The 25,893-nt window shown below is 59.1% G+C and carries 15 protein-coding genes; 5 read left to right on the top strand and 10 right to left on the bottom strand.

Features of this window, described 5'->3' with window-relative positions; translation table 11 throughout:
* The first annotated feature begins 3 nt into the window (after positions 1-3).
* The 3 genes from AA0535_RS11860 (at position 4) to AA0535_RS11870 (ending at position 6,008) form a co-directional block, all read left to right on the top strand.
* Complete coding sequence (locus tag AA0535_RS11860; protein ID WP_264816529.1) at positions 4-3,399, top strand: hybrid sensor histidine kinase/response regulator; 3,396 nt, start codon at positions 4-6, stop codon at positions 3,397-3,399.
* Entirely contained in the window at positions 3,396-4,283 is an 888-nt protein-coding gene (locus AA0535_RS11865) for a response regulator (RefSeq protein ID WP_264816531.1), read from the top strand. The genes AA0535_RS11860 and AA0535_RS11865 overlap by 4 nt, the downstream gene beginning before the upstream one ends.
* 111 nt (positions 4,284-4,394) lie before the next feature.
* On the top strand, positions 4,395-6,008 hold the full coding sequence (locus AA0535_RS11870) for an SGNH/GDSL hydrolase family protein (RefSeq protein WP_264816533.1): 1,614 nt from the start codon (positions 4,395-4,397) through the stop codon (positions 6,006-6,008).
* Positions 6,009-6,108: 100 nt separating this feature from the next.
* Here AA0535_RS11870 and bcsD read toward each other — a convergent pair whose 3' ends face one another.
* The 9 genes from bcsD to AA0535_RS11915 all read right to left on the bottom strand — a co-directional run bounded on the left by bcsD (position 6,109) and on the right by AA0535_RS11915 (position 22,045).
* Positions 6,109-6,540, bottom strand: a complete 432-nt coding sequence (gene bcsD, locus AA0535_RS11875; protein WP_264816535.1) for a cellulose biosynthesis protein BcsD — start codon at positions 6,538-6,540, stop codon at positions 6,109-6,111.
* Entirely contained in the window at positions 6,537-10,232 is a 3,696-nt protein-coding gene (locus AA0535_RS11880; RefSeq protein ID WP_264816536.1) for a cellulose synthase subunit BcsC-related outer membrane protein, read from the bottom strand. Before AA0535_RS11880 ends, bcsD begins: the two co-directional genes overlap by 4 nt.
* Positions 10,222-14,865, bottom strand: coding sequence for a UDP-forming cellulose synthase catalytic subunit (gene bcsA, locus AA0535_RS11885; RefSeq protein ID WP_264816538.1), 4,644 nt, complete (start codon positions 14,863-14,865; stop codon positions 10,222-10,224). The genes AA0535_RS11880 and bcsA overlap by 11 nt, the downstream gene beginning before the upstream one ends.
* A 13-nt stretch (positions 14,866-14,878) precedes the next feature.
* A complete protein-coding gene (bcsQ, locus tag AA0535_RS11890; protein ID WP_264816540.1) occupies positions 14,879-15,649 on the bottom strand; it encodes a cellulose biosynthesis protein BcsQ in 771 nt (256 codons plus the stop codon).
* Between the two features lie 728 nt (positions 15,650-16,377).
* On the bottom strand, positions 16,378-17,427 hold the full coding sequence (locus AA0535_RS11895; protein ID WP_264816542.1) for a glycosyl hydrolase family 8: 1,050 nt from the start codon (positions 17,425-17,427) through the stop codon (positions 16,378-16,380).
* A 1,176-nt stretch (positions 17,428-18,603) separates the two neighbouring features.
* Positions 18,604-20,157 (bottom strand): sensor histidine kinase, encoded by a 1,554-nt coding sequence (locus AA0535_RS11900; RefSeq protein ID WP_264816545.1) that lies wholly within the window; start codon positions 20,155-20,157, stop codon positions 18,604-18,606.
* A gap of 296 nt (positions 20,158-20,453) precedes the next feature.
* The gene (locus AA0535_RS11905; protein ID WP_264816675.1) at positions 20,454-20,594 is read right to left on the bottom strand and encodes a NepR family anti-sigma factor; all 141 of its coding nucleotides are present in this window, start codon (positions 20,592-20,594) and stop codon (positions 20,454-20,456) included.
* 250 nt (positions 20,595-20,844) lie between these two features.
* Positions 20,845-21,423, bottom strand: a complete 579-nt coding sequence (locus AA0535_RS11910) for a sigma-70 family RNA polymerase sigma factor (protein ID WP_264816547.1) — start codon at positions 21,421-21,423, stop codon at positions 20,845-20,847.
* Between the two features lie 124 nt (positions 21,424-21,547).
* Positions 21,548-22,045, bottom strand: a complete 498-nt coding sequence (locus AA0535_RS11915) for a sigma-70 family RNA polymerase sigma factor (RefSeq protein ID WP_373319332.1) — start codon at positions 22,043-22,045, stop codon at positions 21,548-21,550.
* Between the two features lie 171 nt (positions 22,046-22,216).
* On the opposite strand from AA0535_RS11915, the gene AA0535_RS11920 reads away from it, so the two are divergent.
* Together AA0535_RS11920 and AA0535_RS11925 are read left to right on the top strand one after the other, a co-directional pair.
* Positions 22,217-22,960: a PhyR family response regulator anti-anti-sigma factor gene (locus AA0535_RS11920; RefSeq protein ID WP_264816549.1), complete on the top strand. Its 744-nt coding sequence runs from the start codon at positions 22,217-22,219 to the stop codon at positions 22,958-22,960.
* Positions 22,961-22,995: 35 nt separating this feature from the next.
* Positions 22,996-24,801 carry an ABC-F family ATP-binding cassette domain-containing protein gene (locus AA0535_RS11925; RefSeq protein ID WP_264816551.1) on the top strand — a complete coding sequence of 602 codons (1,806 nt, stop codon included), beginning with the start codon at positions 22,996-22,998 and terminating at the stop codon, positions 24,799-24,801.
* Between the two features lie 46 nt (positions 24,802-24,847).
* Here AA0535_RS11925 and AA0535_RS11930 read toward each other — a convergent pair whose 3' ends face one another.
* Positions 24,848-25,819 (bottom strand): Gfo/Idh/MocA family protein, encoded by a 972-nt coding sequence (locus tag AA0535_RS11930; protein ID WP_264816553.1) that lies wholly within the window; start codon positions 25,817-25,819, stop codon positions 24,848-24,850.
* Positions 25,820-25,893: the final 74 nt, after the last annotated feature.

Raw genomic sequence — 25,893 nt, forward strand, 5'->3', positions numbered from 1 at the left:
AAAATGCCGCAACACACCAGTCTGCGTGGTCATGCAAGCCGCCTGCGTATCGTACGCACGCGGCGCGACTACAATGTGTGGGTTGCCGACCAGTCGACCGAGGATTTCGCGCTCAGGTTCACGGCAACAACGGCGCGCGCCGCGACGCCGTGGCGGGCTGCACTGGCTGCGCTCGGCTCCATCTCCTTCATGGCGCTGGAGGCCATAGGGGCAACACTTACCCTCGCTTTTGGCTTCGGGAATGTCGCGCTCGCTGTCTGTCTTGTCTGCGCGGTCATTTTTCTGGTCAGTCTGCCGATCACGGTTGCAGCGTCACGCAGTGGCCTCGACATCGATCTTCTCACCCGCGGGACGGGGTTTGGATATATCGGATCGACGCTGACTTCCCTGATCTATGCAAGCTTCACGTTCATCTTCTTCGGCATCGAGACGGCAATCCTCGCCGCAATGCTGTCACGCATCGACTCCCTCCCCCCCTGGCTCACCAATATCATCGCGGCTCTGATCGTGATCCCGCTTGCCACCGGCGGCTTCAAAGTCATCGCCCGGTTTCAGGTCCTCACAGCGCCTCTCTGGCTCGCGCTCAATACCATACCCTTGATCGCCGTTCTGGCGGTGCATCCTGACTGGGCAGGTGAATGGACAGGATTCACAGGACTGGGCGATCGTACCGGGCTGAACCTTCTCTCGGTCGGAAGTGCAGCCTCTGTGATGATGGTTCTGATCTGCCAGAGTGCAGAACAGGTCGATTTTCTTCGTTTTCTCCCTGAGCGAAACGAGGCAAACCGCCTTGCCTGGTGGCTCTCGGCGCTGATCGGAGGGCCGGGCTGGGTGATCCTCGATGCCGTGAAGATCATGGCAGGGTCATTTCTTGTCTGGGTAGCCCTGCATCTCGGTCTTTCCCCTCAGGAAGCGGCACAACCTCAGGCCATGTACAGGCTCGCCTGGGAGACGCTTCTTTCGCCTCCCTTAGCCATCATGGCGACGCTGCTCCTGATCGTGATCGCGCAGACACGGATCAATTTGACCAATGCCTATGCCGGGTCGCTCGCCTGGTCCAATTTCTTCTCGCGGCTGACCCATAGTCATCCGGGACGCGTCTTCTATATCTTCTTCACGATCGGTCTGGCCCTTGTCCTGCTTGAGGCGGGCATCGTCAGCACCATAGAGACGGGGCTCGTTCTCTATGCAGTGCTTGCTACCTCGTGGATGGGTGCGATCGTGAGCGACCTTGTCCTGTGCAAGCCGCTTGGGTTCAGCCCGAAATCCATAGAATTCAGGCGCGCCATGCTGCCAGACCTGAACGTTGTCGGCCTCGGAGCGATGGTGGCAGGAGCCTTGGTGGGCCTGCTTGCCCAGGGCGGCGTGCTCGGTGACATTCCGCAGGCCTTTGCGCCGTTCCTGTCCCTCCTTGTCTCTATCGCTCTGGCGCCCCCCCTCGCATTCATCACGGGGGGCAGGACCTATCTGGCGCGCCGTCCGCCCCGTGCGACAACGGCCGATCCCCATCGCGCGATACACTGTGTTCAGTGCGAAAGACATTACGAAGCCCCCGACATGGCATTCTGCCCGGCTTATGGGGGCATGATCTGTTCTCTCTGTTGCTCTCTCGACGCGAGATGTCATGACCGGTGCAAGCCGCCCGCGACACGACTCATCCAGCAGCTTTCCCGGCCATTACGACTGCTGCCGAGAGTGATATCCCGATGGGTTAAACATCCTGTAGGTCAGTTCCTAGCGATCTTTCTCATCGTGCTGACCTGCGCGATGTTCATCTCGATATCAGAGTTTTCTAGGCTGCATCCCTATCTGCTGCTCTGCATCGTATCGGCCATCGGGTCACTTATGGTCGTGTTGGCCCGGCAGAGCCAGCAGATCGCCACAACCGAGACGGAGCGACAAACCCATCTGCTCCTGAATGAAATCTCGGCCCATAAGCGCACAGACGCAGCCTTGATCCGGGCACGCGAGAAAGCCGAGGCGGCGAGCCATGCCAAGACGCGTTTCCTGAGCGGGATCAGCCATGAAATCAGGGCTCCCCTCAATACGATCATGGGGTACGCTCAGATACTCGAAGCCGATGAGCGCATGCCTCTTGATCGGCTCAATGCCTTGCGCACTATACGTGAGAGCGGCGATCATATGACGGCACTCCTGACCGGGCTTCTCGACATCTCGCGCATTGAGGCAGGTCGCATCGAGATCTACCGGGACCGGATCCCGTTCTTGGCTTTTCTTGACTCCGTAGTGCAGATGGTGCGCCCCCAGGCAGCCGCAAAAGGGCTGGACTTCATTTACCGGCCCGGCATGCTCCCGAAGATGGTGAACGGGGATGCGCATCGTCTCCGACAGATACTACTCAACCTGCTGTCGAACGCGATCAAGTTCACGCCCAGCGGTACGGTGCAGTTTCGCGTCAACTGGCGGAGCCAGATCGCGGAATTCCTCGTCGAGGATACCGGACCGGGTATTGCCCCGCGGCATCACGAGCGCATATTCGAGCCTTTCGAGCGCGCTGCGGGAGATTCCATCCCGGGCACGGGGCTCGGTCTGACGATCACCCGCCTTCTTACCGACGTACTTGGGGGGGAACTGACATTCACCTCATCCGAAGACGCACAGGATCACGGGACACGGTTCCGGGTCCGGCTTTTTCTTTCCGATCGGGAGGAGAGCGCGCCACAACGTCTGATGCAACTCCCTATTGCCTATCACGGCCCTGCACGTCGGGTTTTGGTGGTCGATGATAATCCGGGCCATCGGGGTCTGCTCCGCGACATGCTGGCCCCGCGCGGCTTCACGGTCGAGACCTCTGAGGACGCCCGGCAATGCCTGGATATGCTTTCCAGCTTCAACCCCGAGCTGCTGCTTCTGGATCTTTCCATGCCAGGGATGAATGGGCGTGAACTGGCTCTGCACATACGCGAGACCGGCAGCAATGCTGTCCCGATCATCTTCATCACAGGGAATATGACCGAACTCGCCGCACAGCGTGTTGCCTCGCTGGAGGATTGCCCCGTGCTCGGAAAGCCAGTCGATTTCGTTCTGTTGTTCGAGGCCATGGGGCGGCTTCTCGGCCTCGAATGGACATTGCGCGGCAACTCTGCCCTCGCCGCAGAAATCGACACATCATCTCCCGCTCTGGCGGAAAATACGGCCTTCGAGGGCAGCAAAGCGCCGGTTTCAGAGCATCTCCCAGATACGACGCTCTCCGCTGAAGACCGGCAGAGACTATCTGGTTTCGTTCAGCGCGGCGATCTGCGCGGCTTTCGCGCCGCTCTTGAGGATATCGCTACGGCCCATCCGGCGCTCGAGAACACGCTCTCTCCGATGCGGCAAGCGGCAGCGAGCTACCGACTGCAGGATCTTGCGGCTCTGGTAAAGGGAGATCAGCCATGAACGCCGACCGACCTGTCATTCTTGTCATCGATGACGACCCTGCCGCCCTCGGGATGATGGATGTGGCGCTCGATGCTGCCGGGTTCACTGTGCTTCTGGCGCAATCAGGGCAGGCAGGTTTCGCGATCATGGAACATACGCGACCTGATCTGGCCCTGGTCGATGCCATGATGCCGGGCATGAATGGCTGGGAGGTCTGCGCGCGGATGGCGTCAGACCCTGAATTGTCGATCGTGCCTGTCATATTCATGACGGGTCTGAGCGAGATCGAGCATGTCTTGCGGGCTTTCGAGGTCGGCGCCCAGGATTACGTCACAAAGCCTTTCGCAGTGGATGAGGTGCTGGCGCGTATCCGTGTGCGCGTTGCCGCTAGCCAGCGGGTGCGCGCAGCACATGCGGCACTCGACCGCGCAGGACGTTTCCTTTTCGGGCTGGATATCGAGCGGGGCCATATTGCCTGGAGCACGCCTCAGGCTGCAGAGCTCCTGAATCGCTTGCCCGCTGATCTCATCGGAGAACTGGTCATCCCTGCCCAAGAAGGGCTCGATCCAGGATCTTTGCTTGGACACTGGCTGATCGGGGAAACACCGCACAAGGTTCTGTATGTCGGACGCGAAGGCCCTGAGGTCGCAGTTTTCAAGATCGCGGCGGTACCAGCGGCCCCGGAAATTATCCTGCAGCGCGAACTTGGCCTCAGTGCGCGCGAAGCCGAAGTCCTTCTTTGGATCAGCCGGGGTAAATCCAGCCGCGACATTGCTGATATACTGGGCGTCAGCTCAAGAACCATCGATAAGCATACTGAGCAGATATATAACAAGGCAGGTCTCAGCGGCAGAGCCGCCGCCGCGTCGACCGCATCACGTCTGCTTCGGGAAGCAGACTAGGCAGCGCGCGGTTCCGGAACGCTGCTTCCTCAGCTTGATCTGGTAGCCGAATTGTGTTCCTGAAATGGCTCATGAGCATCTCAGCGTTACCTTTCGGCGGATAAACCTTCCATGCCCAGACCGATCCTGACGCCACAGCAGCGCGATGTCTGCAACCGCGCGCCAGATGCAGCAGATGACATCACATTGGGTTATGTGAAGGGTGATCTCTGGCAATCACGAGGGTCAGTCTGGCGCGCGGAAGAAACCGGCCCCGGCGAAGCAGTATGGCGATTGATCGCCCAGGCGGACCACCCTCGATCCCTCAGGGATGACGCCGACAGCAACCTTGCCGCGGCCTGGGGAAGCCAGCAGATCATTTCCGGCTATGCAGGTCCCTTGATGGACGTGGCCTTCGAGCAGGACGCGAAGCTCAGCTTCGTCACGATCCGGATCGATGAGCATGGCGCCCTCTGCAAGGATGGCGCGGATCTATTCATCGCAGGACATGGAAAGCGGTTGAGCGTTACCCGTCTGTACGATCAGAGTGGACATGGCGCCCATGCTGTCGCGCAGGGATACGACCCTGCAACACAGGCGCTCGATCGCTCGCGATGCCCGGAAATCGGCTCACGGTTTATTGGGGATGTCCCTGTGATCTCATGGACCGGGGAGCCTCGTCTGGCCCAGGGTATGCAGTTTACCCTGCCCCAGCAGCTCGATGCAACAAAGGCGACAGTGCTGTTCGAAGGTGCATTCTCCGCGGCTAACACCGCGAGGCCAGAAGGCAACTCGTTACTCTGGCTCGATGCAGCCTCGGGAAACAGCATTGCCTGGTCTGTTGGCGGCCATGACTGCGGCGGCGGCATTCGCTTCTCGGACCCCAACTTGACGGGCGAGGAGGCACGCCGGAGCCTGGTCCCGGATGTTGGACCATCCTTGCTGACACTTCGTCCGACCGAACAGGGCATCGCGGTCATGGATGGCACCGGTCAGCTGACAACACAGATCTCTCTGTCCTCGTGCACGCAGCGCAGTCTGAAGGCTATAACGGGCGGTGCAATCGGGGGGAACCGGAGAAACGGTGGTTGCAGCGCTGCTCTCCAGATGCGTGGCCTTAAGATTTTCACTCGGACCATGGATGATCCGGATGTGGCCAGCGCCATGGTCCAGGCCATTTCGGATCTCGGTATCTTCCCGCAGCGACGGGAACGCCTTGATTGCATTGGATCGAGCACGACCCAGGGTTTTGGTGCGGAGGATGGCTGGAGCTGGCCACAAATTCTGGCTCAGAAACTTCCCTCTCATCTCTCTATACACAACTGGGGTGTACCAGGTGCCACAGCTCAGGACTGCCTGACGAACACGCTCAACGCCATTGTCGCCGACCAGCGACGCTTTCGTTCGGCTCTGGGCATCACGTGGCTGGGGAACAACGATATCGGCAAGGGTCACAGTATCGACCAGATCGTTGCGAACAATATCGCTATTCACAGACAGCTCAAGCGCGCAGGATACCGGCGCCTTTTCATGATCGCGCAGTATAATGAAACCCTGCGCGCTGCCATGAAACGTGCGGCCGACAACCGAGAGATCATTGCCGATATGGTAATCGATCCCTGGTCCGAAGGACCGTTATCGGACCGGGGGGATCGCTCGCTTTTCTACGACGGCACCCACCTCACGAGGAAAGCAAATCAGCTTCTCGCCGCAGCGATCTCGACAGCAATATCGTCGTTCCTTTGAGCCAGACGAGAAAGGGCGGCATCTCCGGATGACATTCCCCCACCCGCACGGGCGGGAGGAATGCCGGAGAGTCGGCGCTGTGCCTGTCTGAAGGAGCCTCTCAGGGAGTGCCGCCTGCATCGATCGAAAGCAGAAGCCCTGCCTTAACCGGCGCATTGCGAACGGGCTGGATGGTGACCTTCTCGCCCATCTGGGCAAACCATCCCGTGAACAGCCCCGCAAAGACTGAGGCAAACCAATAACCCGACGGGCTTCCCAGTGACCCTACCCGCGGCACATCGGTAAGCCTGATCTGGAAGAGTCGTCTCTCCTGGTCAAGCACGAGTTCGGCAGTCCCCCACCCGATCAGAGCGAGGGCCGCGTTACACTCAAGTTCGAAGCATTCTGTTGTCTTGCACTCCGGGAGTGGCAGGCGCGCAGCCATGCGGCTGCCGACGCTATACAGCAACGCATTACTCTCGTCTTCACCGGCCTGGTGATCCAGTTCGGTTGCGAGAGCGTGGATAAAAATAGTGTATTCAGGCGAGATCATTTCGTCCCCAGAAAGCTGTATTTGGCAGCGACAAAAGCTCTGACTTCGTTCCAAGGCCCTGCGCGTTGATAATCCGCGTTGAGGCTGAGTTTGAGATTTGGCGTCATGCGATAATCGATGGCACCATAGACACCGCCCGTCAGACCATTGGCGGAGTTTCCGTCCTGATAGGCATAAAGCGGCGCCACATTCGCGAGCAATGCCTGGCTATCAGAATTATTGGGAAATGTTTCGGACCGACTGGAATGGTAGGTCTGGTAACCCGCGCGACCGATCACGCGCCAGTCAATCTGCTTGTACGTTCCGGCGTAAGTGACCGGAAAGGTGAAGGCCAGGAAGTTCTGCGGCGAGAAATAGCCACCATTGCCAAAGCTGAAAGCATATTCGTTGCGATCATACCCGAACCAGGTGAGATCCATTCCGATATGGACGTTTTGCTTGCCCTGCTCCCAGATTTTCGTCTGGCCCCCTGCCCCCGCCTCATAGCCGGTGTTGCTGCGCGTGTTGCGCCCTGTGAGATAGGAGCCACCGCCGCGTACGTAGAAGGAGGCATTGGCGTCGCCATAGGCAAGCTGAGCGAAAATGCGGTTCCGCACGACGCCACCCCATGTCGCACCGGATGCGTCACGCAAACCGGAGTAGGACACGAGTGAATCCTGCACCGAACGGCGCTCGGCCCCGATCGACAGGATCGTGTTCCGGGCGATCTTGGGATCGAAGCGTACCCCACCCAGCATATTCGTGACGGCAAATCCCAATGGTGAGGTGCCGGCATCGAGGGCAAGCCAGTTCCAGTCATAGCGTGCCGCGAGTGCAACACCGGTTGCGTTGAAGGAGCTGCTCTGATTGAGCGCCCCTCCCTCCACTGTCGTGAGCGGGTTGTAGCCGATATTGCGCGGCCCATTCACATCGCCGCTGTTATACGAGCGACTGCTGATGAAGGTCGGTGTCGCGGAAAGCTGGATATGCCCCCCCCCTACCGGCACCCTGCCCGTCACCTCTGTGGTGACGTTGTTCAGACCATTGAGTCCTGAGCCGGACCGACTATCGATACCGGGCGAGATATTGACCGAGGCCGCCATGGCATCACTGATCTGCTTGAGCTCGTCATCCATTTGCACGATCAGGGGATCCGTCTCGTTGCTGGCCAGTGTCAGATCTTCCGACGCGAACGGATTGGCCCTGCTCATCGCAGATCCCCGGTTCGGGGCGATCTGCTCCACGCGCAGCAGACGCGCCTGAGCGAGTTCGCGCACCGCCGCGCGAATATTTCCTCGCGCCCGATCAAGCTGGGCAGCCGCGTACCAGCTGCGCGGATCCGTAGGGGCCATGGCATTCATCTGCTGAAGATAACCGCTGGCCTCGGCGTAACGGTGCATGGCGATCGTCGTCTGGATCAGGGCGAGACGCGCATCGAGATCGGTCGGATCGTGCTGAACCGCTCGGAGATTGATCTGGTAGGCCTGAGCATACTGCCCCCCTGCATTATAAAGACGGGCCAGAGCCAGATTGGCAGCGACGGGCGGATTGGCTCGGTCGAGCGCAGGCGCCAGGGCCTCATAAGCCCGTGCGCGATTCCCCTTCTCATTGAAATGATCCGAGGTCGCGACGGCCAGAGCCGTATCGATCTGGCTGAGCTCGTTGGACTGCTCCGGGGTGAGATCGACACCCTTGAGCGATGCCGATAGGCGGCGTGCGCGCTCCAAGTCACGCATGTGCAGAAATGAACCCGCATAGGCCAGACGCTGCGAAGGTGTCAGGCGCCCCCCGGCATGGGCAATCTGGATATCGAGGAGCTGGGAGGCGCCTGCCACATCGCCCCGGTCGTAAAGCGCGTTGGCAGCCGCCTGCCCCAGGCTCCCGTCAGGATCGCCAAGGTCAAGGAGATGGGCAAAGTAGAACCGGGCAGAATCCCGGTCAGTGGGAGCATTGGCCAGTTCCTGCCTGAATGCAGCCTTGCGCAGGACGGCGCGCAGTTCCGGCGTCATGGCGCGCTCCGGAACCAGACCACGTAGCCTCGAGACCGTCTCATCGTCGCCAGTCTGCGCAGCGTAGTAGAGTGCCGCCTCCAGCCCCGGCAGGTCGCGGGGTGAAGCAGTCTCCATGAGGGGTGCCATGACCTGGTTCGCATCACTGCGCCGGTTTTCGTTCAGCAATGCCTGCGCGTAGTGCAGGCGTGACCAGGGCGAGAGGGCGTTGTCCTGATCGGCCTTTTGCAGGATCGCCAGGCGGTCGGTCTGGGTCGGCGCAAGGCTGGCCTGGTTGTCGTAGATCATCGCCTTGAGCTGAGGATTGGGGACCGGGCTCTGCGACAATACCGCATTAGCCTCGCCATACTGACGATCCTCGATCAGCGCCCGCACGAGGCGTTCACGATAGGAGACGCTCCGTGGCTCGCTGGTCAGGAGCGAGCGATAGATGGCAATTGCCTCATCGCGCCTCCCGGTTCGCTCGAGAATATCGGCACGCATCGCCTTCAGCCAGGTCTGACCGGGAGAACGAGCGATGAGCGGATTGATCAGGGCCAATGTCTCGGCATAGCGCTCATGAGCGAACAGATAATTGGCGCGCGCATAGGTATCATTCATCACGGCACCGCTGGCCGCCGCCCGCCACCGGTCTGCCGAGGCCGGATCGGCCTGCATGGCGCGATCAAGATAGGTCCGTGCCTCGGCATCGCGCTTCTGACGCAACAGGGTGACACCGAGCCCGCCGAGCGTGTCCGCATCGTTGGGCGCGAGGGTGAGGGCCTGCCTGAAAGACACGATCGCCCCCTGCAGATTATTGCTCCGCAGAGCATCCCAGCCTTTCTGGCGCTCAATCTCAAAGGGCTTAAGCGTCCCGCCTAGCGCCCTTCCTCTCAAGGCCTGGATATCCTTGTCCTCTGGATGAGATGCCAGATAGGAGGTGATGACAGGGTCCGACGCCGCAGTCGCGGGAAGCCATAGAACGGATTGACGGGTGGTGCTGCTGATCTGCTGCCGCTGTGATTCAGTGAGGCCGGGCATCTTGCCGAGCGCCTCAAGTCTCTGGATGCCCGAGACGCGGGTCTTCTCATCCCAGACGAGCGACTGGGCATAGGCGATCTGGTATTCCACATTATCGGGCGAGCCGGAAACCAGCTTTGCCAGACCCTGCTGCGCCTTTCCGCGTTGGTCGGGAACGCCCGCAAGTGTGCGGTAATACTCCAGGGCATAGAGCGAAGGCGGTCTGTCCGGAAACGCCTTGATATAGGCTGCGGCGGCCTGCGCCGTCGCGCCCCTTCTGGCGAGAGCCCGGGCGTTTTCGATGTCTGCGCCGGGTGCCGAGCGCGCCTGCAGATCCATATCGAGCAGGCGGCCCGCGTCGGGATCGTTGCTATGGTCGCGAATTTGCTTGAGCAGACGATGCGCGGTTGCGATATCGCCTTCCTGCAGGCTCATCTGCCCTTCCAGGACCAGCACATCCGGATCGCTCGGCGCGAGCTGTTTGGCCTGGTTCAGCGCAATGCGGGCATCATCGATACGCCCATGCTCAAACCAGTAACGCGCGCGCTTGATCACACCCGGCAGGATGCGGCTCGTATCCGAGGACTGCAAACCGGGGGACGTGACGGTCGCGGGTCCGTCGGCGAATGCCTGACCGGGCAGGATGCTAGCGTAAATCGCGGTGCGCAGGGCAGCGCGGCACAATTTGCGTCGATTATCGGTCACGATGGATTTCCTGAGCGCGCCGTCTGGCGTGAGAAGTCAGAACACGGAAAAGGATGAGCACACCCAGCCCGACACCGAAAACGGCCAGCAATATGACCCGGAAAGGATGATCGCCCAGATAAAGGTCAGGCCAGAACCAGAATGGAAGGGACCCGACCGCATAGGTCGGAAGGTTGCGGGTCGCGAGGATATGACTGGCGTTGATGAGCGTCAGGTCACCCTGAATCATGGGCTGGGTCTTGGGATCACGCATGGTCTGCACCAGACGTTCGAGCCCCTGCGGATTCTCGCTCAGCATCAGCAGCATGGTTGCGCTTGATGAAAATGGAGAACGGCGCTCGATCAGCGCACCGCCATCGCCCATCGACGTGGCAGCACTCAGGGACTGGAGCGTGCTCTCGCGACCGTCTTCCGTGCTATTGCTCAGGGCACGGGTCAACAATCTGAACGGCTCAAGGACAGAGGATCGGGTGTAGTTCAGCGTCGTCCCGGTAAAGCTGTAAGGCGTCCCGCGCAGAAAACGCTCGACCGCAGGGGAACTGACATTGGTGTCCATGACGATCAGGTTGCGTGTCTCGGTGTCGGTCACCGCGTCAGCATGAAGAACGGTCAGACCTGAAACCGGGAAATGGGTGGAGGCTCCGATCATGCCCATCAGATCGAGGAAGGCGGTCTCAGTGCCCTCGGAATGGCTGGCGGGCAGGACGACCGCCGTGTCGGAAAGATCGGCCATGCGGGTAAATGGGAAGCCCGAGTTCGCGAAATAGGCGAGATTCGGAAGCTGGGTATAGTGATAGGCCCTCGTAAGGTCGATGGTGGAATCAGGGTCGATGCTCATGCGCAGGTCCTGCGTCATGCCGCTGCAGTCGCGTCGCCCGATGGGACGGCTCTCGAGATAGAAGCCAAGCGTGTTTGCACCATAAATCGCCCAAGGCGGAATCGAGACATGAGCTGTCTGAGCCTTGGACGCATCTGGCCACAAGCGACGGAGCCAGTTCGGAAGATCGGAGGGCGGGTCGAGAGACACACTCTTGAGGTAGATACCATTCACACTCACGTCGACGTGTGAACGCCTGCGGTCGATCTCGGTACCAAGCGGGCCGCGCACTGTAAAATGCATGCTCAAAGGATGATCGCGCCAGGTATAGATGTCCGGCGTGGTGCGGAATGGCACCGAGATCGTGCCCGGAACGTAGCCGTAACCCTGAAGGCTCGAGAGCGCCACGAGATCGCCAATGCGGATCGGCTGGCTGCGTGTCACGAAACCGGGCGCGTCATAAGGTTTGCGTGGTTCGATTGATACGGTCGGTGTCAGGATACGCGATTCATGGGGGAAGCCTTTGCTGCCAAAGGCAACCGAGCGGGCAGCGGCCAGAACCTCCTCATCCGTGCGACCGGTGACGACAAGCACCGCGCCGAAGGCATCATTCGTATTGACGGTCTCCAACACCGTCGGGCCCGTGATCTGGGCCTGCCCCCCGAGATACTGGCCGATTGCCGAAGCGGGACCGACGACGACCGCCCCCCCTGAGGGTGGGAGCTGAGACATTACCGGGAAACTCGCTCCGCGGTAATCGCTCAGTGACCCGAACCACGAGGCCAGTACTGCAGAGGCCTCGAGCGTACGAGGCGAGCTCTGCCTCATGAGCACGAAGGGAACACGGGCCGGCGTAAGAACGGCCTCGTTGAAGAATGGCGCCGGGAGTGCGGCCAGATCCCTCGAGGGTGGCAGCGGCGCCGACGTAATCGAGAGGCTCGATTGACCGAGGATCTTGGCCCAGAGGAGCGGACTTGTCTGATCCCCGCAGCTGAGCGTGTACTGACCAGCAAAATGGAATGTCAGAACGTTGTGTTCACGAAAGAACAGCGGATTGACCGTGAAGGACAATGGCCCGAACTGAGGTTTGCTCTTATCGGGATGGATGACGCCGATGAACTGATCATTGAGGAAGATCGTCACACCGCTACCGGCTGGCAACATGTCCGGGGACAGGGATCCATGCAGGGTGAGTGTGGCGGCCGTCACAACCTCCGAGGCCGGGACGCCGAAATTCAGGCCCTGAATCGGGATCCATGGCGTCATGATCAGCGTGTCGGCGCTGCCGAGCTGCGTGAAGCTCCACGATGTGGTGCGGGCGTTCTCGAGTTCTTCTCTCGCAGGGGCAACCGGTTCGGAAGGGTTGTTGTCGGTGAGCGACGCGGGAGGGATAATTGCCGCGGAAGCACCGCTCTGTGTTGGGCTGGTTGGAGCTGCCTGCGGTAGCGCCGATGCCGATGCGGCAGGCGCGGGCTGCGAGGGCACAGCGGAGGCGGGAAGAGCCCCAGCGCTGCCCGGAAGGGGGAGGTCCGCCGGCATCTGCTGCGCGCGTGCTTCCGGGGCGATGCTCCAAAGGCCAATACCTGCCACCAGAACGCGTAACAGACCCGATTTCGGGCGAACAATGACTGCGGTTTTGGGGGGGACGGCCTGCGTCACCCGAGGCTTGAGAGCAACACCTCTCTTCTGCTTGCGAAACGTTGCGGGTTTGAACAAGTCGATGATGCTGCGAAAAATGAGCAGGATGGAGCGAGGGAGGCTGTCAGGCTTGTAATCGGCCCATGATGACCATGCGTCGAGACGCCCGAAGATGACGCGCACAATCTGTGCCTCCTGGATGATGGTTGTGGCGGCCCAGCTGAGGGCGAGGCTACCCGAGTTCGTGGCACGGATGACTTTGGCTGGCAGGGCGTATGTTTCAGCCATGTCGGGGACGAGCACATTGATGAGGCTGCCTGACGGCAAAGCCTCGACCGGAGCTGAACCATGCAACATGCAGCCACCATACGACATGTTCTCGCTCGTATACTGGAACATACGGCCATCAGCGGTACGAACCGTCACGGGGATCACCATATCGACGCGCGGACTATGACGGATCTGCATTGACTCGCGCCCAATCGATATGGCGGCCAGCACGATGACAATACTGATGGTGACCCACAGGATATTCATCATCAGAGCGTTCGAGACGATATAGTCGTTGTGGTTATGCGCGAGACGAAAGATCCCGACGCCGAGACCGATCAACAAGACAACCGCAATATATACATTCGGATAGACGGCGCTCCAGTCCAGATAGGAACGATCGAGCAGCCCCCCCTTCTCGGTCACGTTGAACTTGCCGCGACGCGGAAAGATCAGGGTCATGACGCTCACCCGGGCGAGGAACGGGGCAAGCGTTGTCTCGTAGACTTCACTCCAGAGCGAGTAGCGCCAGTTCCTGTTGGTGCGCGCAGATGTGAGAACGCTATGGACGAGGTGCGGAAGCGCATAGATGGCGATTGCAAATGGCGAAGCGTCAATCAGGGTCTGATTGAAAAGGAGGTAAGCCATCGGCGCGGTGAGGAAGATGAGACGCGGAATGGCAAAGAGAAAGCTGGCAATAGCCGCGAAATAGCACAGCCTTTGCGCAAAATTCAGCCCAGGCCCGGAAAGCGGATTATCCAGTCTCAGGATCTGCAACATGCCACGCGCCCAGCGCATACGCTGCCCCACATGCAGGATCAGACGCTCGGTAGACAGACCCGCGGCGAGCGGCTTGGCGAGATAGGCCGTCGACCAGCCAAGGCGCTGCAGCTTGAGCGCGGTGTGCATATCTTCCGTAACGGTTTCAACAGCGACACCGCCAATTTCCTGCAAGGCTGCGCGCCGGATGACGGCGCAGGACCCGCAGAAAAATGTGGCGTTCCAGAAGTCGTTTCCGTCCTGAATCAATCCGTAAAAAAGATTGCCTTCGGGTGGAACAACGGCCCCGTGGGAAAAATTGCGCTGGAACGGGTCCGGTGAATAGAAGTGATGCGGCGTCTGGATCAGTGCCAGACGCGGCTTGGTCATGAAAGGGCCGACCGTTTCCTGCAGAAAACTGCGTTTCGCGATATGATCGCAGTCGAAGATCGCGATAAGCTCGCCTTTCGTCATCTGCATCGCGTGATTGAGATTTCCAGCCTTGGCATGATTATGCTCTGATCGCGCGATATAACCGGCGCCACAGGATTCCGCGAACTCGCGGAATTCCTCACGATGCCCGTCATCCAGCAGATAGACATTGATCCGGTCGCTCGGCCAATCAATCCCCATGGCTGCAAGCACCGTTTGCCGAACGATACGCAGTTCCTCGTTATAGGTCGGGATATAGATGTCTACCGAAGGCCAGATCGACACGTCTTTGGGCATTGGAGCGACTTCGCGGCCCAGCGGATGCAAGGACTGGAAATAGCTCAATATGAGCATGACGAATGCGTAGATTTCCGCCAGCACGAGAACCGTTCCGAGAACGGATTGCGTCCAGGAACTGAAATTCAGCGTTTCCGTAAGGCGCCAACTTAGGTAGCGCAAAGACACGATGATAGAGAGGCCTTTGAGCACGAGCGTCGCTCTGGGGCCGCTATGCCGATTGATCAGGAAAAACAGACCAATACCGACGAAACAGACAATCGTCTGACCGGCCAGATTGAGATGAACGAAAGCGGCGATAACCATGCAGAACACGGCCACGACAACGAGGCTAGTGCGGATCGCTGCGCGCGTCCGTGAATGGGCCGCATCATCGATCCAGGTGTCGAGGATCGATATGCCGCGTCTGACGTGCTTCATCTGTCCCCTCGCCTCAATGCAGGCTGTTAATCGTCTGGACTAGCCTTGAGCCGACCTGTTCGAGATCGGCCGCAGCGCGGGAATACGGGGCATAATGTTGAACAAGTTTCTGGCTGGCGAAGGCCTCGCCCACGTGTTCGTCACGGCAGATCGTTCCCAGATGCATGGGCCCGAAGCGACGCAGAATTTGCGGCATAGCCATCGAACTGACACGGCTGAGCGGGTCGAAGCGGTTGACGATGATACGATGCGCGAAGCGTGCCGCCTCACGCTCCTCAATTCCATAGCAACTGGCAGAGTGTATTTCAGGAACCAGCGAAATGCAGGACGCTTCCGCCGTCATGACTGAGATCACGAGGTCTGCGTAGGGAAGAATTGATGAAAAGGCGATTGAATAACCCGGGGAGGTATCGACGATCACGACAGTATCCGCCTGTTTCGCAAGGGCGGCAATTTCCGACACGATCAGGCTGGGATCGTCCCTGATCACCTGTTCGAAGGCGGCCTGGGCGTGAAGGGGCTGAGACCCGTGCGGATAGAGGTAGATATCATTCGATGTATGAATCGCCGCGCCGGCCCAGGATTGTCGTGAAGCAATACAGGCGGAGAGACCGTAACGGTGCGACATAGGCACACCGAAGTGAAGCCTCAGCGCATTTTGAGGATCGAGGTCTATCGCGATCACCCGCGAGGCCCCTGCCCTGCGGATCTCATCGGCCAGATGGGCCGTAACCATTGTCTTTCCGACACCGCCCTTGGGGGACGCAACACAGATCAATGTCATCTTACTTTTTCTTGTTCCAGTCTGGTGCAGAAAGGGCGCAGCTCAACGACGGAAAATTCCATGGAGCCGCCTTTGGACCTCGGGCTTGGCAATCGGGGCCGCGCGGAGACGGGCTAGAAGCTCGGAGACTGGGAGTGCGCGCCATGCCTCATCGGTTTCCCCGGCCATCGCTTGAGGCGTCACTGTCACGCCGTCATCGGCTTGTTTTTGCACGAACACGCGTGATGTCGGGGTAGTTTCAGGTATCTCAGCGCGTGATGGTCTCGTTGGCGCAGAGGCCATGAAATCAGGTGATGCTGGACGCTGAGCGCCGAGGTTCAGCATACCAGCCTGGCGGGCATCAGGTACCTGCGCTCCGAAATGAACTGAACCAGCAGGAGCGTTGACCGAAGGTGCCACGGGGGGCGCAGGGGTTGGCGCGCTGGCGACTGGAACGGACATATGGGCTGGCGTGGCGACCGACGTGTCTGCCATTCGAGGTTGCGCGCCTGCTCCCGCCTCATCAGGTGCGATACGACCAGACTTCGCTTCTCCTGAAGAAGGGTCAATCCGCACACCTGAGACGGCCTGTACGTGCGCTTGAGTGGCACGCGTGTCCTCCCCCTCATCAGGCGTCACAAGGGGGGGCGCTATGCGTGACAGCGCATTGAAATCATGGAACCCCTCCTGCTCAGGAAGAGGAGGCTGATCGCCGAAGGATTCCTGCAGGATTTTGAAACTATCGGGCATCATACCAACTCCATCGACGCAATCCTGGCCAGCAAGGTCAGTGATGCGGAATAATAATCATCGCTCTCGGCCAACCCTGGCAGATCAGGCAGCGCGTCGGCGCCATTGAGAGCAAGCAGGTAAACGGCCCGGAATCCTGGGGGCGCATTGTAGGCAGATCGCTCCCCGGTCATCAGATCTATCCACCCCGGCAGGGCCGTCATCGAGTAGTTCTGGCTGACCGCGTATAGGGACTGCTTCAGGCTCGCCGGCATGACCTTCCCCCATTTGAAGTAAAGGGGGATACGAATAGCGTCATAGGAAAACCGGGGCGCAAAGCTCGCAGCGGGATAGATACGCTCCGACTTGCGATCGATTGCGAGCCAGTCGGGCGGCAAACCCCAGAGCCCGAAGCGACTTGCAAGGAGAAGCTGCTGCCCATGATCCATCACAGTCTTCCACGGTCCAGACGGGTCTAGGGAGGCTGCACGACCGAGAGCAGGCATCAGATAATAGGACAGGTTGACGATCGCCGCTTTGGGTCTGTCAAAACCCTTCATACCAGGCAGCAACACAAGACGGCTCCCGATCTTGCGTACGCATTTTTCGCCGAGGTCCCGGATGATCGCCTTTGCCTGGTCGAGATAGGCTTCTACACGCCATAGCAAGGCGCCGCGACGGAGCGCCCACGCGATCATGAGATCCCCATCGCTCGCATTATTCGTGTCAGGCACGTGCGGAGCATTGGGAGACCAGCGCCAGCTATGCAGATTCCCATCGCGATGCTTCAGATTATTCCGGGTCCACTCCAGAATTTTGTCGAAAGCTGTGCGGTCGTTGAATGTCGAGGCAAAGAAAAGACCGTAACCCTGACCTTCAGAGTGCGAAACATCATGATTGCCCGTATCGACGATGCGACCGTCGGGCTTCATGAAACGTTTTTTGTACAATTCCCAGTCTGGATCACCCAATCCCTGGGTCTGCGCGAGCGCCACACCATGGAGACCAAGCGTTCCCGCTACAGAAAGCGTATTACGGCAAAATTGTCGTCTGACAATTGAACGAAACATTAACGATCTTTCGACATCGCGCAGCATTGAATCCATGGTCTGGAAACAGACTGTGCTATTTTCGAGCACATGCCGTCAATAGTCTACCAAAAACGTTAACAATCATCGTTAATCCTGGAAATTTCCAAAACTTCCAGAAAAATTTAACGTCTTCATTCCTCGTTTTCAGTCTCGACGAAAAAGAATAGTCGTTCCCTTTGCATTTTCACAATTTTGATCACGAAACAGAGTGGGATCACTCGGAAATTCTTTAGCCTGTGCGGACCATAGTCTCCGAGGCGGGAATGCATACGCTACGGTTACGCCCGATTTGGTTCCTGGACTTCGGTATCACTCGCATTTATGTGAATTTTTCCCCAGGCACGCTCATCACACCCCGTTCCAACCCGTTACTTGTGTGCAACACCAAGGTCCAATTCAGCCTCCCGTTTGTGTAATGCGAAAGTTGGTCAGCCGTGATTGCGGTTTCAGAGGACTGCCGGAAGACGATTTCGTGAACCAACAGACGGGGAGGCCTGATAGTTCATAGTGAACTGCCGGGCCTTGCCTGGACTGATGCGGCTGATCGACCCGGGGTCGTGCTAATCGCTGGTGAGGGCCTCGCCTCGACTAACATCCGGATAACAAACTACTCCTCGGCAATACGCGCCCAACGGCGCCTAGAAGATGCTTGATTATTTTACAGCGCCCGAAATCATGCAGACTGCGTCGCAAGAGCGAAGACGCACGCGATGGCCCAATCCCAAGGGCGAAAGGCGTGGTACCGTTGATGCGTCCATCCAGCACCGATGGCAACGCTTGAAGGCGGAGCAGACACGCCCGTGCATGGCTGAGCGCTCAACCCGTCATCAGTCAGTTCGCTTCTCGCTAAGGGCGCTCGGGTATACATGCAGTAGTCTATGCATCAGGCAGAGCGTGTTCCCTTATGAGTTATGAGACGCTTCTGATGCCGACAGTGTGGTCCGCCGGAAAGACATGAGACTCCGGAGTGCGCAGGTTTCCTGCCGCGTTACTGCCTCACTGCTTTCAGGATCAAAGACACGCAGGGTCAGTTGTGTGGGTGAGCGCATTCCGAAACACGAATGAACGGGTGTGTGCTCAGGTCGGCAGAACCGTGCCTCACAACTCTGAAGCGGCTCTCCAATGATGAAGACAGCTCGCGGCGCCCGGCGACGTTTAAGCCAGATGACGCCGTAGAGTCTGAATAGGGAATTCCAGACGATATATCGTCCCCGCCTCCGACGAAATATCGAGTTTTGCCCCGAGTTGACGCGCGAACCCCCGAACCAGTTGCAGTCCTATGCCCTCCCGCTTGTCCTCGTTTGTGTCACCCTGAAAAGCGAGCCCTACCCCGTCATCCTCAATGCTGAGGACCGCCATATCGCCCTGACGTGCCAATCTGATGCGCACAGTGCCGCTCCTTTCGTCGGGAAAGGCATACCGAAGGGCGTTGGTGACAATTTCAGTGACGATGAGCGACAGGGGAACAGCTTGGTCAGGTGTTACCGGCAGGCTCTGCAGATCAAGCGAAAGGCTGATGCGAGACCCGTTCAGTCGGCTATTTGCAGTGAAGATCTGGCTGGCCAGTTCCTCGAGGAAGGCGCGGATATCGAGGCTCGACAAGCCGCCCTCAGGATAAAGGTAACGATGGAGGGTCGCCAACGTCCTGACCCGGTCCCGCACGAGGTGGAATTCCTGCCGTGCTTCGGGAAGCTTGATTCTGTTCGCCTGCAGGTTCAGCAGCGATGCCACGATCTGCAGGTTATTTTTGACGCGGTGGTGAATTTCGCGAATGAGCACGTCCTGCTGCTTGGTAGCGCGTTGCAGTCGCGCCTCATGACGATCGAGACGCTTCGTTGCCCGGCTGAAAGCCCTCTCCATCTGCCTGATCTCGAATGGAAGCGCATGCGGGAGATCGGGTTGGAACGTGCCGTGACGCCGCCAGTCAGCTACACTGGCAGCCAGTTTTTCCAGCGGCTCAACAAGATAGCGTTGTGCCGCGAGGGCCACGAGCAAAAGCTCGACGACCAGAATGAGTACGATGAGCATTACTCGGGCGAGGAAGAGCTGGAGGGCGCGGGCTTCGGCAGGGCTACGTACTGAAACGGCAACAATGCTCGTCGGACCGTATCCCGGGATCAGAGTGTAGTAGACGCTGCCTACTCGGAAATGATCCTGTACCCGCGCCGTCTTCATGTCGGCCTCGAGACGGTCCAGGGCCTCTTTTACCCAGGGCGACGAAACCAGTTGTCTGGGAGTGAGCGGTAGAGGTACGCCAGAGCCGGAGTATAACCAGAGATCCGTCTCACCACTCTGTGAATCGCTAGGAGGCCGGGCATATTGTCGGTTGGCCACAAGTTCCTCGTTGATAAGTGGCCGATACGCAACCAACATTCCTGGAACTATCGCGCCGGAGCGGTCGACATACTCTAGCTTGATATGTGATCGCACCAGCGGGACCGCGTCCGCTAGAAACACCGCGCCACCCCCGTCACCCTGCAATTTACTGAGGCCGTCTGGAGCGACATCGCTATCGAATCGTGCCAAAGGAAGCAGATCACGCTGGCACGGGTTGCCGTCGCGTTCACTTCCAAGGCTTGAGGCGACCACCTTGCCGTTGTCATTAATCAGCTCAAGTGAACAATAATGCTGCTGGCTGATTGACTGCACGAGCTGGAACGCGCGCGGCGCAATCTCCTCATGCAAAGTGATCTGTGAGAGCGTTTCCAAGGCACCCTGAGCACGACCAAGATCGGCTGCAATTTCATGCCGGGCGCTGATTGCGTCTGCCCTTGTACGATCGAAGCTGTTGTCCGATGTCGCCTGGTACGTGTGCCATGCCAAAACGCCAGCCACGCACGCCAGAGGCAGAGAAGTGCAGATAATGAGGGTCATGACACGTGAGCCAACAGTGTCAAAGAGGCCCGACCGTCGCCTGATCTTTATAATGGCAGACAACCTCAATGCTCGCAGCTGCTCATATGGGACCCTGCCCGTACCACTAGCCTCATTCCTAGCCCGGACGCCTATTTCTGCTCGCTGCGATCATCCTCAATGAGCCGCAACAGCTCTTCAGGGATCGGCTCATTTGCGACGTCGTCAAAGAGCTGGTGCAAGCCACGCTTGAGCCAGATATCGAAGGGGTTCTCCGCTTCGCCCGGTGACATGGTCTGGCGGGGCTTCTCGGGCACGCCGTCCTCTCCCCCAGTCATGTTCTCACCTCAACGAAAGAAACCAACCCATGCAATCTTAACAATGGGCCGGCGAACGAGTTGCACTAACGAATTTTAATCAACTCATTTTGAAAGAAAAGAAAGATGCAATCACAAAGAAGGGGAACGAGCCACGCTCATTCCCCTCCCATGTATGCAAAGATGTCGCATCGGACGATCAGAGATCCGCGAAGCGTGGCATAGCTCAGAACGAAAACAGATCGTCGGACTTCAGACCCTTGCGGCGGCGATCGTCGAGGGTGGAACGCAGAGCCGCAACCTTGATCCGAAGCTTGTCGTTCGCAGGCAGGTCCCCGGTCATCCAGGCCTCCAACTGGCGGCGCGCACGGAACACACGGCTTTTTGCCGTACCCACCGCGCATCCGGTTGCTTCTGCCAGGGCTTCGTAGCTCATGCCCTGTACGACAACCATGACCAAGGCTTCACGCTGATCCGCCGGAAGGCGCGAGAGGGCAAGGGAGAGGTCCTTGAGGGCAAGACTATCTTCGTGGGTCGCATTGCTTGCGAAGGAGGAAGCGGGCACATCCTCGATGTCCGTCGTCTCGCGGCGCTTGCGCAGGTCGGAGATGAAACGGTTACGCAGAATACGATGCATCCAGGCAGAGAAATTCGTGCCGGGGATGAAGCTGTCCTGAGCGGCCAGGGCGTTGCAGACCGCATCCTGAACCAGATCTTCTGCGGCGGAACGGTTGCGGGTCAGCGAGAGAGCCTGAACACGCAGTTTGGGAAGGATCTGGATAACTTGGTCATGGAAGCTGGTCATGCGAAAATCCTCTTCGCTCGGTGCTTTTCATGTGAGGAATGAACGGCATTCCAGATCGGTTGCATCGCCTCGCAATTTTCTAAATTTTTTTCTCGCGGCCTGAAAGCGTCCGGATGCGTCACCTTCAGCTCTCCGTCATGGGCGTAGACGGAACGCTCGAGGCCAGCTCTGCCAGCTTGGCGCGGGCTCGGGAAACACGCGCCTTCATTGTTCCGACCGGACAGTCACAGATCGCTGCCGCCTCCTCATAACTGAGCTCCTGAGCGCCAACCAGGATGAGAGCTTCACGAAGCACTTGCGGAAGTCTCCAAAGGAGTACAGAGAGATCGAGCACATGATCCTGAAGGGCGGCGCCCCTGTCAGACATCTCGTCGCTCTCCCGCGAGATACCGGAGAGAATTTCGGTTTCCTTCGCTTTTCTGCGACGCTGCTCCAGGAAAACATTCCTCAGGATGGTGAAGAGCCAGGCCTTGATGTTGGTCCCCTCCTGGAACTGGTGACGCGCGCCGAGCGCACGAAGAACAGTATCCTGCACGAGATCATCCGCTGCGGCCACGTCACGCGTAAGGTACCGCGCAAAGCCGCGCAGATCGCCAAGATGGACGGCAATTCCCTTGCGCACGGGGTCAGCCGCAGCCCCCTCAAGCTTTCCGCTCTCCTGATTGTGCGGGCTCAGTGCCCCTGCTCCCCACCGTCGCTCAAAGCATTCCTCTTTGCTGCTCTCTGAAAAAGTGCCATCCTGACGCAACAGAACGCGTTTTGTTCGCACATCTTTCCGGAGCTTCGTTAATCAATGGTCGATGCAGAGCGCCAAGACCTGATGCAAGCCTTGCCCTTTGCACGCCGTTTTGCAAGGGCTCTTGAAGGCAGCCAGAAACAGGGCGACCAGCTTGTCGCTCTGGCGATCAAGGATATGATGACCCGCAAGGGAGGGCATGATCTGGGAGTCAGGTACCGGCTCTACCGCTCCATCATCACCTGTTTCGGGATGGAAAGCGAGAGCCTCCACGCCTCGTCTTCTCTTACTTTGACACAGCGTTACGTCCTTCTGCTGACCTCGCTTGAGGAAGTGCCCCTGAGCGCGGTCGCGCTCATTCTCGATCGGTCGGAGGCGGATATCCTCGCCGACATCTCGAAGGCCAATGACGGATTGCGATCTGTTGCCGAGACCAGCGTGCTCATTATCGAGGATGAGCCGATCATCGCCATGGATATCCAGGACGTCGTTCAGCAATGCGGTCACCGTATCGCAGGAGTGGCCTATACCGAGGCTGATGCCGTGAGGATCGCCAAAGAGACGCGACCCGGGCTCATTCTGGCCGATATCAACCTCGGTGGCGGTGGCGACGGCATGCACGCGGTCGGGCGTATCATGAAAGATCATCAGGCACCGGTGATTTTTGTCACCGCGTATCCTGAGCGCCTCCTCACGGGAGAGCAGGAGGAACCCTCCTTCATCATCACGAAGCCCTTCGAACCGACAACGCTGGCCATTACCACCTATCAGGCCGTGACGGGCGGGCTCAAAGCGATCTGACTTGCATCACCGGGGCCTGTGCGACACATAGGGGCATGGCCGCACCGATCCTTCATCTCCGTGATATTGTTTATACTCTGGGCGGACGCCCTCTGCTCGACGGAGCCGAAATCGGCGTCGCACCAGGCGAGAAGCTCTGCCTCGTGGGCCGCAATGGCTCCGGGAAATCAACGCTTCTGCGCATCGCAGCCGGTGAGATCACACCCGATTCAGGGCAGTGCTTCGTGCAACCCGGCATCAAGGTCGTGTATCTGCCGCAGGAGCCGGACCTCAGCGCTTATCCAACAAGCTATGACTACGTGGCTCAGGATCTGCAGCCGGACGAGGATTATCTGGCCAGGAGCATGCTGGCCGAGCTGGGTCTGACTGGCGAGGAAAGCACGGCGACACTCTCGGGCGGTGAAGCCAGGCGCTGTGCGCTCGCTCGCGCTCTTGCAGCACGACCGGACCTGCTTCTGCTGGACGAACCGACGAACCATCTCGATCTGCCGACCATCACCTGGCTTGAGCGGGAGCTCGCTGCGATGCGATCGGCCATGATCGTGATCAGCCATGATCGTCGCCTCCTCGAGACGCTTTCCCGCGCGGTGGTCTGGCTCGAGCAGGGGGTCACGCGCCGTCTCGATCAAGGCTTCGCGCGCTTTGAGGACTGGCGGGAAGAGGTTCTCGCGCTCGAGGAACTGGCCGCGCACAAGCTCGACAGGGAGATTGCGCGCGAAGAAGACTGGATGCGCTACGGCGTGACAGCTCGGCGTAAACGCAACGTGCGCCGCGTCGCAGAGCTTGCGGCTCTGCGGTCTCGCCGCAAGGACATCGCCAGCCAGTTTCGTGGCGCTCTGAAACTGACCGTGTCGGAGGCACAAAGCACAGGCAAGCTGACAACGGTTGCCGAGGGTGTCACGAAAGGATTTGGCGAGCGTATCGTGGTACGCGACCTCGACCTCCGTGTGCTCAAAGGCGATCGACTGGGCATCGTGGGCGCGAACGGCATGGGCAAGACAACCTTGCTGCGCCTCCTGACCGGAGAGGACATGCCGGATGAAGGGCGCGTGCAGATCGGTCCGTCCACCTCTCTCGTCACACTCGATCAGCGTCGTGCAAGCCTCGATCCAGACATGACGCTCTCGGATACGATGACGGGCGGCAGTGGAGACATGGTGCAGGTTGGCACAGAGAAACGTCATGTGATTGGATACATGAAGGACTTTCTGTTCCGACCGGAACAGGCCCGCACGCCAGTGGGCGTCCTCTCTGGCGGTGAGCGCGGCAGACTTGCCCTCGCCTGCGCTCTCGCCCAGCCGTCCAATCTTCTCGTTCTCGATGAACCGACCAATGACCTCGATCTCGAGACGCTCGACCTGCTGCAGGAGATGCTGGACGACTATCCCGGCACCGTTCTTCTGGTCAGCCATGATCGTGACTTTCTCGACCGCGTCGCCACATCGGTCCTTGTCGCCCAGGGTGATGGCCGCTGGATCGAATATGCCGGCGGTTACAGCGATATGCTCGCTCAGTCTGGCGGCACGGCCCCCGCCGAGCGCAGCGCGACACAGTCCGAGCTGAAAGAAAAAAATAGCGCAAGAACAGAGAGAACGAGCAAAAAGCTCAGCTACAAGGACAAGCTGGCTTTGGAGAAACTTCCGGCTGAAATGGATCGGCTCGAGAAGCTGATCATCTCTCTGCGCGATACTCTCTCCGACCCATCGCTCTATACCAAGGACCCGAAAAAGTTTGCGACCACGAGCGAAGCGCTCACCCGGTCGGAAGCCGCTCTCACCACGGCGGAAGAGGAGTGGCTGGTGTTGGAGATGAAGAAGGAAGAAATCGAAAGCGGCGCATAAGAGGATCTGCTCCGGCGCCCTTGCAAGCGCCAGAACGCCTGGCTGCTCAATGCTCGCCGATCAGTCCAGACAACTCCATCCGTGCGCGGGTGTCGTCCATACTGGCTTTCACCCTTATGGCCGCATCGAGCGCCCTGATTCCTGCTTCCGCATCCACAAGAATGGGCGCTCCGTCCAGGCAGGAAGCAGCGAAAGCGTCGTGCTCGGCTGCGAGGCAATCGCAATCCTTCCAACGGAGCGCTTCACGTCGGAAGCCACCTGTACCCGGCAGCGGCATACCGCGCTTACGGCCAATCATCGTCAGCTCCTGCTGCACGAAGTCAGCCGACAGGTAGCCCTCCTCTGAAAAGACGCGCATCTTGCGCTCGGTCTTGAGCGAGATGCGACTGGCGGAGATCGACGCGACGCAGCCATTGGCGAAGCGCACGCGCGCATTCGAGATATCCTCATGATCGCTGGAAACTGCAACGCCTACTGCGTCGATGGAGTCTATCGGTGAGTCTACCAGCGACAGAACGAGATCGAGGTCATGGATCATCAGATCAAGTATGACCGATACATCCGTGCCGCGTGGCTTGAATGGCGCAATACGCGTCGCCTCGATATAAAGCGGTTTGCCGATACGCTCCGAGATTGCCTTGTGCTCGGAGGAGTAGCGCAGCAGATGCCCCACCTGCAGTACACAACCGTTCTCACTCGCGAGGGCGGCGAGTGCCTGCGCCTCCTCCAGTGTTGCCGCTATCGGCTTTTCGATAAGCACATGTTTTCCGGCCTTGAGACATGCGGCAGCGACAGGAAAATGATGCTCGGCGGGAGCCGCAACGATCACCGCATCAACCAGGGCGATCAACGCCTCGAGGCTGGCGGTAACGGCGCACCCTGCCTCTCCGGCCACAAGCTCTGCTCGTGCCGGATCGGGGTCGAAAAGCGCGACGAGCTGTTCACGACCGCAGTCACGCGCCTTGAGAGCGTGAAACCGGCCGAAATGTCCGGCTCCGACAATTCCGACCTTCAACATGTGTTTTCCTGGCTCACGGGCGTCTGAAATCATGAAATTTGGTGTAGCAGGGCCAAGAGGGAGGTTGCAACGCG

It is taken from the genome of Asaia krungthepensis NRIC 0535, assembly GCF_025995175.1.
Lineage (GTDB): Bacteria > Pseudomonadota > Alphaproteobacteria > Acetobacterales > Acetobacteraceae > Asaia > Asaia krungthepensis.